Origin of the sequence: Stenotrophomonas sp. ZAC14D2_NAIMI4_6 (genome assembly GCF_003086875.1) — a bacterium.
Lineage (GTDB): Bacteria > Pseudomonadota > Gammaproteobacteria > Xanthomonadales > Xanthomonadaceae > Stenotrophomonas.
Genome location: NZ_CP025996.1, coordinates 2115839 through 2128234 on the forward strand (window position 1 = coordinate 2115839; position 12396 = coordinate 2128234).

General features: G+C 66.5%; 9 protein-coding genes. 6 read left to right on the forward strand and 3 right to left on the reverse strand.

Translation table 11 applies throughout. The annotated features are described in order from the left end of the window. Positions 1-58 precede the first annotated feature (58 nt). Positions 59-1030: a thioredoxin-disulfide reductase gene (gene trxB / locus C1933_RS09690; RefSeq protein WP_108753070.1), complete on the reverse strand. Its 972-nt coding sequence runs from the start codon at positions 1028-1030 to the stop codon at positions 59-61. Between the two features lie 232 nt (positions 1031-1262). On the opposite strand from trxB, the gene C1933_RS09695 reads away from it, so the two are divergent. From C1933_RS09695 to C1933_RS09710, 4 genes are all read left to right on the forward strand, one after another. Continuing rightward, positions 1263-3623, forward strand: coding sequence for a DNA translocase FtsK (locus C1933_RS09695; protein WP_108749608.1), 2361 nt, complete (start codon positions 1263-1265; stop codon positions 3621-3623). A 36-nt stretch (positions 3624-3659) separates the two neighbouring features. Beyond that, positions 3660-5591, forward strand: a complete 1932-nt coding sequence (locus tag C1933_RS09700) for a DUF3857 domain-containing protein (RefSeq protein ID WP_108753071.1) — start codon at positions 3660-3662, stop codon at positions 5589-5591. A gap of 111 nt (positions 5592-5702) precedes the next feature. Beyond that, positions 5703-6341, forward strand: coding sequence for an outer membrane lipoprotein chaperone LolA (gene lolA, locus C1933_RS09705; RefSeq protein WP_079221872.1), 639 nt, complete (start codon positions 5703-5705; stop codon positions 6339-6341). Positions 6342-6510: 169 nt separating this feature from the next. After that, positions 6511-7788, forward strand: coding sequence for a replication-associated recombination protein A (locus C1933_RS09710; RefSeq protein ID WP_233614756.1), 1278 nt, complete (start codon positions 6511-6513; stop codon positions 7786-7788). 59 nt (positions 7789-7847) lie between these two features. On the opposite strand, the gene C1933_RS09715 is transcribed toward C1933_RS09710, so the two are convergent. Together C1933_RS09715 and C1933_RS09720 are read right to left on the reverse strand one after the other, a co-directional pair. Next, complete coding sequence (locus C1933_RS09715; RefSeq protein ID WP_108753072.1) at positions 7848-8810, reverse strand: transposase; 963 nt, start codon at positions 8808-8810, stop codon at positions 7848-7850. Between the two features lie 337 nt (positions 8811-9147). Next, on the reverse strand, positions 9148-9606 hold the full coding sequence (locus C1933_RS09720; RefSeq protein WP_159093960.1) for a hypothetical protein: 459 nt from the start codon (positions 9604-9606) through the stop codon (positions 9148-9150). Positions 9607-9857: 251 nt separating this feature from the next. On the opposite strand from C1933_RS09720, the gene C1933_RS09725 reads away from it, so the two are divergent. Together C1933_RS09725 and C1933_RS09730 are read left to right on the forward strand one after the other, a co-directional pair. Continuing rightward, complete coding sequence (locus tag C1933_RS09725; protein ID WP_108753074.1) at positions 9858-10868, forward strand: alpha/beta hydrolase-fold protein; 1011 nt, start codon at positions 9858-9860, stop codon at positions 10866-10868. Positions 10869-10990: 122 nt separating this feature from the next. Further along, positions 10991-12370: a YncE family protein gene (locus tag C1933_RS09730; protein WP_108753075.1), complete on the forward strand. Its 1380-nt coding sequence runs from the start codon at positions 10991-10993 to the stop codon at positions 12368-12370. Positions 12371-12396 lie beyond the last annotated feature (26 nt).

The following is a 12396-nucleotide window of genomic DNA, read 5'->3' on the forward strand; positions in this document are numbered from 1 at the left end:
TGCATGGTCCAGTCGAGCATGGTCCAGTCGAGCATGGCTCGACTCTACAAACTCGTGGTCAGCTGGCCTTGCCCTGTGCGTCCAGGTAGCGCTCGGCGTCCAGCGCGGCCATGCAGCCGAAGCCGGCCGAGGTGATCGCCTGGCGGTAGTGCTGGTCGGCCACGTCGCCGGCGGCGAACACGCCTTCCACCGAGGTCTGGGTGGCGTTGCCGCCCAGGCCCGAGCGGATTTCCAGGTAGCCGTTGTTCATGGCCAGCTGGCCGTCGAACAGCTGGGTGTTCGGGTGGTGGCCAATGGCCACGAAGAAACCATGGGCCTCGATGTCGCGGGTGCTGCCGTCCAGGGTCGACTTCACGCGCACGCCGGTCACGCCAGCGTCGTTGCCCAGCACTTCTTCCACCTGGTGGTGCCAGACGGTTTCGATCTTGCCGGCGGCGACCTTGGCGAACAGCTTGTCCTGCATGATCTTTTCCGCCTTCAGGGTGTCACGGCGGTGCACCAGGTAGACCTTGCGGGCGATGTTGGACAGGTACAGCGCCTCTTCCACGGCGGTGTTGCCGCCGCCGACCACCACCACGTCCTGGTCGCGGTAGAAGAAGCCGTCGCAGGTGGCGCAGGCGGACACGCCGCGGCCCTTGAAGGTTTCCTCGGTCGGAATGCCCAGGTACTTGGCGGTGGCGCCGGTGGAGATGATCAGCGCGTCGCAGGTGTACTCGTGGCTGTCACCGATCAGCTTGAACGGGCGCTGCGACAGGTCGGCCGTATGGATATGGTCGAAGATGACCTCGGTCTCGAAGCGCTCGGCGTGGGACTGCATGCGCGCCATCAGGTCCGGGCCCATCAGGCCGTGGGCGTCGCCCGGCCAGTTGTCCACTTCGGTGGTGGTCATCAGCTGGCCACCCTGCTGCAGGCCGGTGATGACCACCGGCTTCAGGTTGGCGCGGGCGGCATAGACCGCGGCGGTCCAACCGGCCGGGCCGGAACCGAGGATGACGAGGCGCTGATGGCGGGAGGGCAGGCTGGTGCTCATGTAGACTCGCGAAAAGGTAGATGGGACAAGGCGCGGCTGCGGTTTGCGCGGCAACCTTGGCTGGTCATAGAGTGGCGGCTGGGGCAGGGCGATTCAAGCCGATGAACAGAACGCGGTCGCCCACGGGCGGATTGACGCCGTTCTGGCGCCCGTTAGGCTGCGGTGACTGAAAACTGACGCCGTGTCGTTTATTATCAACCACTAACAGCGCATTCCAAAGGTATGGTCTAAGGTGGCGAAGCAGGTGCCCGAACGCTCCAAGTCCGACGACAGCAAGGCGTCGCGTCGCACGGCGGCCGCGGCAACGACCGACAATCCACGGCGCCAGCGCCTGTGGCGCGACTTGGGGCTGATCGCGATCGCTCCGGCGCTGCTGTACCTGGCCGCCAGTCTGTTTACCTATTCAGCCAGTGATCCCGGCTGGTCGCACACCGGCAGCGTGGTCGCCCCCGTGCACAACATGGGCGGTCGTGCCGGCGCCTGGATTGCGGATGTGCTGCTGCAGCTGTTCGGCTACATCGCCTTCCTGCTGCCGGTGGTGCTGGGTGCCCTGTCGTGGATCGCAATGTTCGGGCTCAAGCGCGAAGCCAAGGGCGACAACGACCTGGACCCGGCCTTGCGCCTGGTCGGCCTGGTCGGCTTCCTGATTGCCGGCACCGGCTTCCTGCACGTGCGCCTGTTCAGTGGTGATGTGTCCAGCGCCGGCGGCATCCTCGGCAAGCTGGTGGGCAATTCGCTCACCGTGGGCTTCGGCGCGCTGGGCGCCAATCTGTTCGTGCTGGTGCTGCTGCTGGCCTCGATCACTCTGGCCACCGGTCTGTCGTGGTTTGCGGTGATGGAAAAGATCGGCCGCGGCGTGATGTCGCTGGCACCGCTGCTGGAGCGCAAGAAGGAACAGGCCACCGAATGGAAGCAGACCCGCGCCCTGCGCGAGGAGCGCCAGGAAGTGCGCAAGGCCGATGCCGAAGTGCGCGCCAAGCGCGAGCCGGTGAAGATCGAGCCGCGCCCGGAGCCGGTGATCGAGAAGAGCGATCGGGCCAAGCGCGACAACCAGATTCCGATGTTCCGTGGCGTCAACGGCGACGGCTCGGACCTGCCGCCGCTGGCGCTGCTGGATGACCCCAAGCCGCAGCCCAAGGGCTACGACGAGGAAACGCTGGAAACCCTGTCGCGGCAGATCGAGTTCAAGCTGAAGGACTTCCGCATCGATGCGCAGGTGGTCGGCGCCTATCCGGGCCCGGTCATCACCCGCTTCGAGATCGAACCGGCGCCGGGCATCAAGGTCAGCCAGATCAGCTCGCTGGACAAGGACATCGCCCGCGGCCTGTCGGTGAAGTCGGTGCGCGTGGTTGACGTGATTCCGGGCAAGTCGGTGATCGGCCTGGAAATCCCCAACGTCACCCGCGAAATGATCTTCCTGTCCGAGCTGCTGCGCTCGAAGGAATACGACAAGGCGGCCAGCGTGCTGACCCTGGCGCTGGGCAAGGACATCGCCGGCCGGCCCACCGTGGCTGACCTGGCGCGCATGCCGCACCTGCTGGTGGCCGGTACCACCGGCTCGGGCAAGTCGGTGGCGGTCAACGCCATGGTGCTCAGCCTGCTGTACAAGGGCTCGCCGAAAGACCTGCGCATGCTGATGATCGACCCGAAGATGCTGGAACTGAGCGTCTACCAGGGCATTCCGCACCTGCTGGCGCCGGTGGTCACCGACATGAAGGAGGCGGCCAACGGCCTGCGCTGGTGCGTGGCCGAAATGGAGCGCCGCTACAAGCTGATGAGCGCGGTGGGCGTGCGCAACCTGGCTGGCTTCAACAAGAAGGTGAAGGACGCCGAGGACGCCGGCCAGCCGCTGATGGACCCGCTGTTCAAGCCCAACCCGGAACTGGGCGAGGCGCCGCGTCCGCTGGAAACCCTGCCGTTCATCGTCATCTTCATCGACGAATTCGCCGATATGATGATGATCGTCGGCAAGAAGGTGGAAGAGCTGATCGCCCGCCTGGCACAGAAGGCGCGTGCGGCCGGCATCCACCTGATCCTGGCGACCCAGCGCCCGTCGGTGGACGTGATCACCGGCCTGATCAAGGCCAACATCCCCACCCGCATTGCCTTCCAGGTCAGCTCGAAGATCGATTCGCGCACCATCCTGGACCAGTCCGGTGCCGAAACCCTGCTGGGCCACGGCGACATGCTGTACCTGCCGCCGGGCACGGCCATGCCCGAGCGCGTGCACGGTGCGTTCGTGTCCGACGACGAAGTGCACCGCGTGGTCGAACACCTGAAGGCGATGGGCCCGGCCGATTACATCGACGGCGTGCTGGATGAAGTGCAGACCCTGGGCGATGGCGTGGTGGTGGGTGCCACCGGCTTGCCGGAAACCAGCGCGGCCGGCGACGAATCCGACCCGCTGTACGACGAGGCCCTGCGCGTGGTGACCGAAACCCGCCGCGCCTCCATTTCCGGTGTGCAGCGGCGCCTGAAGATCGGCTACAACCGCGCGGCACGCCTGATCGAGGCCATGGAAGCGGCCGGTGTGGTCAGCGCGCCCGAACACAACGGCGACCGCACGGTGCTGGCACCGCCGCCGCCGAAGTAAGCCCTGCCACCGCCACCACGTCCAAGGAACCGACGCATGCATCGACTTCTTCCCCGCGTGCTGGCGCTGGCCTGCGCGCTGGCGGTTGGCCCCGCGCTGGCTGACGCCGGCGTGCCCCAGCCGGCGCCGCCGTCCACCAGCAGCGATGCCGAGGCCAGCAACAACTTCAGCTTCGTGCGCTACCGCGCCGACTACCAGGTGCGTGCCGATGCCGGCAACATCCAGACCGAAACCTACGAAATCCTGCTCAAGACCAAGGCGGCGGTGGAGCAGTTCAGCCAGGTGCGGCTGAGCTACAGCGAGAAGATGGAAACGCTGGAGGTGGTGAGCGCCTATACGCTGACCGCCGACGGCCAGCGCCGCGACGTGCCGGCCGACCGCATCTATACCCAGGAAAGCTATTCCAGCGCCGCGGCCGCCATGTATGCCGACCGCAAGGTGCGGGTGATCGTGTTCCCCAACCTGGCGCCGGGCACGCGGCTGTTCTACCAGGTGCGACGCACCCAGCTGACGCCGTATTTCCCAGGCTACTTCGGGCTGTGGGAAACCTTCAATGTGTTCACCCAGTACGACGATGCCGAAGTGACCCTGAGCGCGCCGGCCAACCTGCCCATGTACGTGGACAGCCGGGGCGTTCAGGGCAGCGACCGCCCGCAGGTGAAGAACGGCCAGGCGCAGTGGCGCTGGCGCTACCAGCGGCGCGAACCGATGCAGGCGCAGAACTGGTCGGCGGCGGTGTGGGAGTTCGGCCCGAACATCATGGCCAGCACCTACAAGGACTGGGCGCAGATGGGCCGTGCCTACCAGCTGAAGGCGGGGGAGGCGGCACGGGTGACCCCGCAGATCCAGGCCCTGGCCGATGAAGTGACCGCCGGCATCAGCGACCGCAAGGCGCAGGCCGATGCGCTGTACCGCTGGGTGGCGCAGAACATCCGCTACGTGGCGGTCTACCTGGGCAATGGCGGGCTGGAGCCGAACAGTGCGCAGAGCATCCTGGACAACCACTATGGCGACTGCAAAGACCATGTGGCGATTCTGGAAGCGTTGCTGGCGGCCAAGGGCATTGCGAGCTCGCCGGTGCTGATCGGCGCCGGTGGCGGGCCCACGCTGCCGAAGATTCCCGTACTGGGCCGCTTCAACCACGCCATCACCTACGTGCCCGAGTTCGATCTGTACCTGGATTCGACCAGCGCCTGGGCGCGTTTTGGCCAGTTGCCCGATGGTGATCTGGGCGCGCCGGTACTGCACACGCGTACCGCCAGCGTGGCGCGCACCCCGGCCAACGACCCGCAGCGCAATGCCACGGTGATGGACGTGCGCTTCACCTTCGATGCGCAGGGCAACCTGCGTGGCGAGACCGTGCCGCAGCTGGGCGACAACGCCGAGATCGGCATGCGCGCGCAGTTCGCCCAGCTCAATGCGCAGAACCGCGCACGGGCGGAGGAGTCGATCATGGCCGCGTCCGGTTTCGATGGCCGCGGGCAGCTGCAGCTGCAGGGCGTACCGGTCGATCTGACCCGGCCGTTCGGCTACCGCATGGCGTTCCAGGCTGAGGACTACGTCGATTTCGCCGTGGCCGGCGGCATGGCCGTGCCCGATCCGCCCGGGGGTGAATCGGTGCGCGGGCTGTACGCAAGCGCGTCGGCGCCGGACAACCAAACCCCCTTTTACTGCAATGCCAGCCTGCGCGAGGAAACCTATCGCCTGCAGTTCCCGGACAACGCGCCGATCATCGCCATTCCGGCCAGCCAGCGCTTCACCAATGCGGCCGGCGACTACCGCGTGGACTGGAGCCGCAACGGCCAGGAAGTGACCGTGCACCACCGCCTGCAGCAGAACGCGGTGCGCGGCCCGCAGGCGCTGTGCCAGCCGCAGGACTACGCCGCGTTCCGGGCGCTGTACCGGGAAGTGCGCCGCGGCTTCCGTGGCCAGGTGCTGTACGGCAGATTGCCGGCCAGCGGCAACTGAATCGCCGATGCACCCGCGGGGCGGCATAATGTCGCCCTGATCGCCCATTCATCTTTGCCCGGGCACACTGGCACCCAACTTTCCTGGCGCACGCGCCCACAGGATTCCCGCATGAACATCCGCTTCCGTCGTTTCCTTGCCACCACCACCCTGGCCGTGGCTTGTGCCGCTGCCGGCAGCGCCTGGGCCGGCGCCCGCGATGACCTGAAAACCTTCACCAGTGGCCTGAAGGGCCTGGATGGGCAGTTCAGCCAGCAGGTGTTCGACAGCCGCGGCAAGGTGAAGGAATCGACCAGTGGCCGCGTTGCGCTGTCGGCGCCGCGCTTGTTCCGCTGGGAATACGTGCGCCCGCACGAACAGCTGATCGTGGCCGACGGCAAGAAGGTCTGGATGTACGAGCCGGACCTGGAGCAGGCCACCGTGCGCGAGCAGGGCAAGGAAGAGCAGAACAGCCCGCTGACCGCACTGATCAACCCGGCGCTGCTGGAACAGCAGTACGACCTGAGCGAAGAAGCGGCCAAGCGTGACGGCCTGCAGTGGCTGTCGCTGTCGCCCAAGCGTGACACCGAAGCCAGCTTCCAGTACGCCGCATTGGGCTTCAACGCGCAGGGCCTGGCCAAGATGGAAATCACCGATGCCGTCGGCCAGCGCACCGTGATCACCTTCAGCGGCTGGAAGCGCAACCCCGGCTTCGCCGCCGGCACCTTCAGCTTCACCCCGCCGAAGGGAACCGACGTCATCGGCAATTGAGGTGTGACGCGGGGCATGGCCCGGCGCTACCTGGCCCTGGTAGGTGCCAACCTTGGTTGGCACGCTCTCGCGGTACAATGTCCCGGTGCCAAGACATCGTTCCACTTCCTTCCCCGGCCCCGATCTGCTGAGCGTTGATCGGGATCACCTGCGCCCGCTGGCCGAGCGCATGCGCCCGCGTACCCTCGACGAAATGGTCGGGCAGAAGCGCCTGCTTGCGCCGGAAAGCGCGCTGCGCCGTGCGGTCGAATCCGGTCGCGTGCATTCGATGATCCTGTGGGGCCCGCCCGGCTGCGGCAAGACCACGCTGTCGTTGCTGCTGGCCGAATACTCCGACGCCGAATTCCGCGCCATCTCTGCCGTGCTCTCTGGCTTGCCCGAAGTGCGCCAAGTGCTGGCCGAGGCCGCGCAGCGTTTTGCCGAAGGCCGCCGCACCGTGCTGTTCGTGGACGAAGTGCACCGCTTCAACAAGGCGCAGCAGGATGCCTTCCTGCCGCACATCGAGCGCGGCACCATCCTGTTCGTCGGCGCTACCACCGAGAATCCCTCGTTCGAACTGAATTCCGCGCTGCTGTCGCGCTGCCGCGTGCACGTGCTGGAAGCGGTGTCGCCCACGGATATTGTCGAGGCGCTGGAACGAGCGCTGGGCGACCGCGAGCGCGGCCTGGGCGAGGAGCGCATCGAGGTCGCCCCCGAGTTGCTGCTGGAAATCGCCACCGCCGCCGACGGTGACGTGCGGCGTGCGCTGACCCTGCTGGAAATCGCCGCCGAGCTGGCGGGCGGGGAGGGCGGTCGCATCACCCCGCAGACCCTGACCCAGGTGTTGGCCGACCGCACCCGCCGCTTCGACAAGGGCGGCGAGCAGTTCTACGACCAGATCTCGGCGCTGCACAAGTCGGTACGCAGCTCCAACCCTGATGCCGCGCTGTACTGGTTGACCCGCATGCTCGATGGCGGCTGCGATCCGTCCTATCTGGCGCGTCGCCTGACCCGCATGGCCATCGAAGATATCGGCTTGGCCGACCCGCGCGCGCAGAGCATGGCGCTGGAAGCCTGGGACATCTATGAGCGGCTGGGCAGCCCGGAAGGCGAGCTCGCCTTCGCGCAGCTGGTGCTGTACCTGGCCAGCACCGCCAAATCGAACGCAGGCTATGCGGCCTTCAACCAGGCCAAGGCCGATGTGCGCGAGAGCGGCACCGAAGAAGTGCCGCTGCACCTGCGCAATGCACCGACCAAGCTGATGAAGGAGCTGGGTTACGGCGCCGAGTACCAGTACGACCATGATGCCGAGGGCGGCATCGCCCTGGACCAGACCGGTTTCCCCGATGCGATGGGCGAACGGGTCTACTACAACCCGGTGCCGCGCGGGCTGGAAATCAAGCTGAAGGAAAAGCTGGACCGGTTGCGCGCCGAGCGCGAAGCAGCCAGGGCCGCAAAGCGTCTGTAGAGTCGAGCTTGCTCGACTGCCTTTCGCGCTTTTGTAGAGTCGAGATCCTATGTTCGTGGTCAAGTCTGCTGGAAGCAGGCTTGACCCACTTTCAGCATGCTCGGGTCGAAATCCCGGCCGCTCTTGAAGACGCCCCACGCGATTCTGGCCAGCTTCCTGGCCAGGATGTTGAAGCTGGCGGTGCTGCTGTGTCCGCGGTCGCGGATGGCGGTGTAGAGGGGTTTTCCTCCCTTGCATCGGGTCAGGCCCATGGCCGCCATGTAGAGGATCTGCCGCAGGCCGGCATTGCCTCGTTTGGACAACCGGCGACGGCCGATCCGGGCGCCGGATTCGTTGGGGCGTGGATCCAGGCCGGTGCAGGCCACCCAGGCGTCTGAGTTGGCCAACGGCCAGCGGGTGATGTGATGGGTAACAAAGGCCGCCACCGTCGGGCCCACACCCGGAATGGTCATGATCCGCCGATACAGATCGCGCTGTTCGCCGCTGCGACAGACGTGTTGGATCTCTCGATCCAGCATCGCAATGGCCCCTTTCAGACCACTGAATATCGGCCCGAAGATGGCCGATTCAGCCGCGTCGGTCCCCAAGGAAAGATGGAGCGTTGCCTTGTTCCGGACCAGACTGTCACGCTGCTGCAGAAGCACATGCAGCCGTTCCTGCTCCGGCGAGCGGGCGATGTGCTCGTGCAGATTGTCGGCCTCCCTGGCGATGTACCGTGCGATGACCTGCGCGTCGCCGGAGTCAGTCTTGCCCCGGCAGGCCACGCCCTTGGCGTAGTGCTTGATGTCACGTGGGTTGAGCAGGAAGACAGCGTGGCCGGCCTTCTGGGCAGCCCGAACCACAAGCTCGTGATGGCGATTGGTCGCTTCAACGCCGATACGCGACTTGGCAGGCACGCTGGACAGCCACTTGCCGATGGCCGAGGCTGAATTGGCGATTCGGGCGCTGCCCTTGGTGCCGTGGCGCGCCACCACCAAAGTCTTTGAATTGGCGTCGATGCCGATGGCCGAATGATCTGACATCTGTGCAACTCCCAGCTATTGTTAAGGGGCTGGGGTGGTACCGCACCACGTTGGCTTGCCTACATCGGCGGTCCTCAAAGGCCGCTAGATCCTTTATCGACGTTAAGGTGCGGGATGGGGATCGCTCGACTCGTCTGTCGGCTCGACTCCGCAGATGCTTGCTTGACGGTCCCTCCACCCTGGCTCCTACATACCTCGTAGGAGCCGGCGGGAACATACAAGCTTGCTCGACTGCCCTTTGCTCTTCGTAGAGTCGAGCTTGCTCGACTGCCGGATTGAAAGCAGTCGAGCTAGCTCGACTCTACAAAAGCCGGGCCTCAGTCGAGCAAGCTCGACGCTACAAACGCCAATCGCCCTTGCCGCGCTTGATGGCGATCGGCACGCCCAGCTCCTTCTCCAGTTCAGCCGCCGCGGCCTGGTAGCGCGCATACGCCGCGTCATCCGCCGCGTCCACCAGAATGCGCCCGTTCACCGCATCGGTACCGATGCCGTGCGCGCCGGGGAACCGCGCGGCCAGCAAACCGCTGGCAACGGCGGCGTTCAGGTCTTCAGTCGCGTAACGACTGCCTGAAACGAACTCGACCGTCACCTCGCCGCGCGGCCATTGCATGCTGCGCGTCTGGTAGTGGGTGTCGCCCTTCAGCAGCACCACCACCTTCAGCGGGTTACAGGAAATGCGGCGGCCGGCGTAGCGACCGGGAAGCGCCACGCGCAGCCGCGCGGTAACGCCGGCCAGCTCCCGTTCCAGGGTGGCCTGGTCGGGGCAGGGGGTGATGTCGATGTCGCTGAAATCCACGCCCGCGCGCGGGCTGGGGGAGCAGCCGACCGTGCCCAATGCAGCGGCGCAGGCGAGGGCAGGGGCGAGCCATCGTCGAACAGGCAGTAACGTGATTGAGGTAGCGCGCATGCCGGCAGTATGCACACCGGGTGTGCACACGCGCGCGTGATACACAGCGTGACGTTTGATCTAGGTGATAAGCATTCGCATCTAGGATAGACTGCGGTCCCTTGATGAAGAGGCGGCCCGGCCCGCCGCATCCGTCACCCATGATGTTTTCCGTACGCTCCGTCGGCTGTCTGGCCGCCCTGATGATGGGGGTCCTGATGGCCGCTCCCTACGCCCATGCACAGCAGCGCAACCCGCAGCAGCTGATGGGCCGCACCGTACTGGACGAACCTGCGTCCAGCTACCGCTTCGAACGTTTCGTGATCGACAGCCCCGACCAGCAGCGCCGCTGGCGGGTGAACGTGGCGATTCCGGCCAAGGCGGGCAAGACCCCCGCACCCGTGCTGTACGCCCTGGACGGCAATGCGGTGGCGATGGTGCTGGACCAGCCGCTGCTGGCCGAGCTGGCCGCCCGCAAGGCGCCGCCGGTGCTGGTGATGATCGGCTACGACAATGAGCTGCGCATCGATTCGCCGTCGCGCACCCGCGATTACACCGCCTGGATCGATCGGGCCGACGACGAGGCCGGCACCACCCAGGCCACCGGTGGCGGCGCCGCCGCGTTCCTGGATGTGATCGAGCGCCGCATCAAGCCCGAAGTCGAGCGCCGCGCGAAGATCGACCCGCAACAGCAGGCGCTGTGGGGCCACTCGCTGGGCGGGCTGTTCGTGCTCAACACGCTGTACACCCGCCCGGCAGCCTTCCAGTACTTCCTGGCCGCCAGCCCGTCGCTGTGGTGGGCGCAGGGCGCTGCGCTGGGCGATCCGGAACAGCAGTTCGTGCAGAACGTGCACGGCCAGCCGGCCAAGGTCTGGTTGATGCTGGGCGGTGCCGAGCGCGTGGGTGACCGCGGCAAGCGCGATATGAACAACCCGCGCGTGGTCGCGCACCTGCGCCGCATTGGCGGTGCCACCCCGGATGCGGCCCTGCAGCTGTCCACGCGCCTGGCCAAGGTGCCGGCGCTGCAGGTGCAGTACCGCGAGTTCCCGGGGCTGGGCCATGGCCCGATGCTGCCGGCCTCGTTCCATGCCGCTCTGCATGAACTCTACGGCGTGGCCGATCGCAGCGAAGCGGATGGCAAGGCGCCGGCCGCGGCGAACGCCAACGAATGACAACCGCGCACGGCCAACCCGTGCGACCCCACTACCCAGGCTTGGCTGTCGATGTGCAGCGGCCCAGGCAACCGATGAATCCCGCGCCACGCGGCGCGGCCTACGTGTGCAAGGAGCCTTCCATGTCGTCCCGTTCTTCCTTCCGTCTTACTTCCCTGGCCGCCGGCCTGTTGCTGGCCGTTACTGCATCGGCGCAGCCGGTGTTCGACCAGCCGGCCAATGCGACCTTCAAGGGCCAGGTGGTCTCGCGCGGCGAGAACGTGGTGCCGGGCAGCACCGCCGATGTCACCGGCCGCGGCTTCGTGCCCGGCCAGCAGATCAGTCTGGTGCGCGGCGATACCGTGCTGAACAGCCAGCCGGTGGTGGTTGATGCCGATGGCAACTTCAAGACCCAGCTGGCCATCCCGGCCGATGCGGTGCCGGGCACCCACCCGGTGGTGGTGCGCGCCAGCCAGCCGGCGGCCGCCACCGTGCTGAAGCTGCGCATCTCGCCGCAGCTGCCGCTGTCGGGCCAGCAGCAGTTCGCCACCCAGTCCAACAAGCTGGTGCCGGGCCTGTACCAGTCGGCCTACAGCGCCGCCAGCAACGCTGTGTTCGTTACCTCGGCCGTGGGCCGCCCGCCGGTTACCCAGTCGCAGCTGCTGAAGCTGGACCCCAAGAGCCTGAAGGTGACCAAGGCGATCACCCCGGCGCAGGTGCCGGGCAGCACCAACGGCGCGGTCTATGCGGTGTACGGCGTGGGCGTGGATGACACCAACGGCAACGTGTGGGTCACCAACACCCGCCAGAACACCGTGGCCGTCTACCGCCAGAAGGATCTGTCGCTGGTCCACCAGTTCCCGGTCGATGCCGTGCCGCATGCGCGCGACGTGGTGGTCGATGGCACCCACGGCAAGGTGTTTGCTTCGGCGACGGGCGAAGACCACCTGTCGGTGTTCGATGCCAAAACGCTGAAGCCGCTGGAATCGATCACCCTGGAATCGGGCGTGGATGAAGGCAAGTTCACCCCGATGAGCCTGGTGCTGGATGAAAAGGCCGGCAAGCTGTTCACCGTCAGCATCGGCACCCCGGAAGCGGCGGTGATCGACGTGGCCAGCGGCAAGGTGGACAAGGTGATCGACCTGGGCAATTCCATCAGCGCTTCGGGCGTGGCCTTCGATGCGCAGCAGAACCGTCTGTACGTCGCCTCGCAGGGCACCGACAACCTGCTGATCGTTGATGTGGCCAGCGGCAAGGTCGTGCACGATGTGCCGGTCGGCGCCGGCGCGCTGAACGTTGCGTTCGATGACAAGAGCGGCCTGGCCTACGTCACCAACCGTGGCGCCGGTACGGTTACCGCGGTCAACCGTGATGGCAAGATCGTTGGCAACCTGGATGGCGGCACGCTGCCCAACCACGTGCGCGCCGATGGCAAGGGCAATGTGTTTGCCGTGAACAAGTCGCGTGGCGCCGAAGACCCCAAGGGTGACCGCATCACCCGCATCAGCCTGCGCCAGCCGTAACCCCCGTGCCGGGCGAGGGCAGTGCC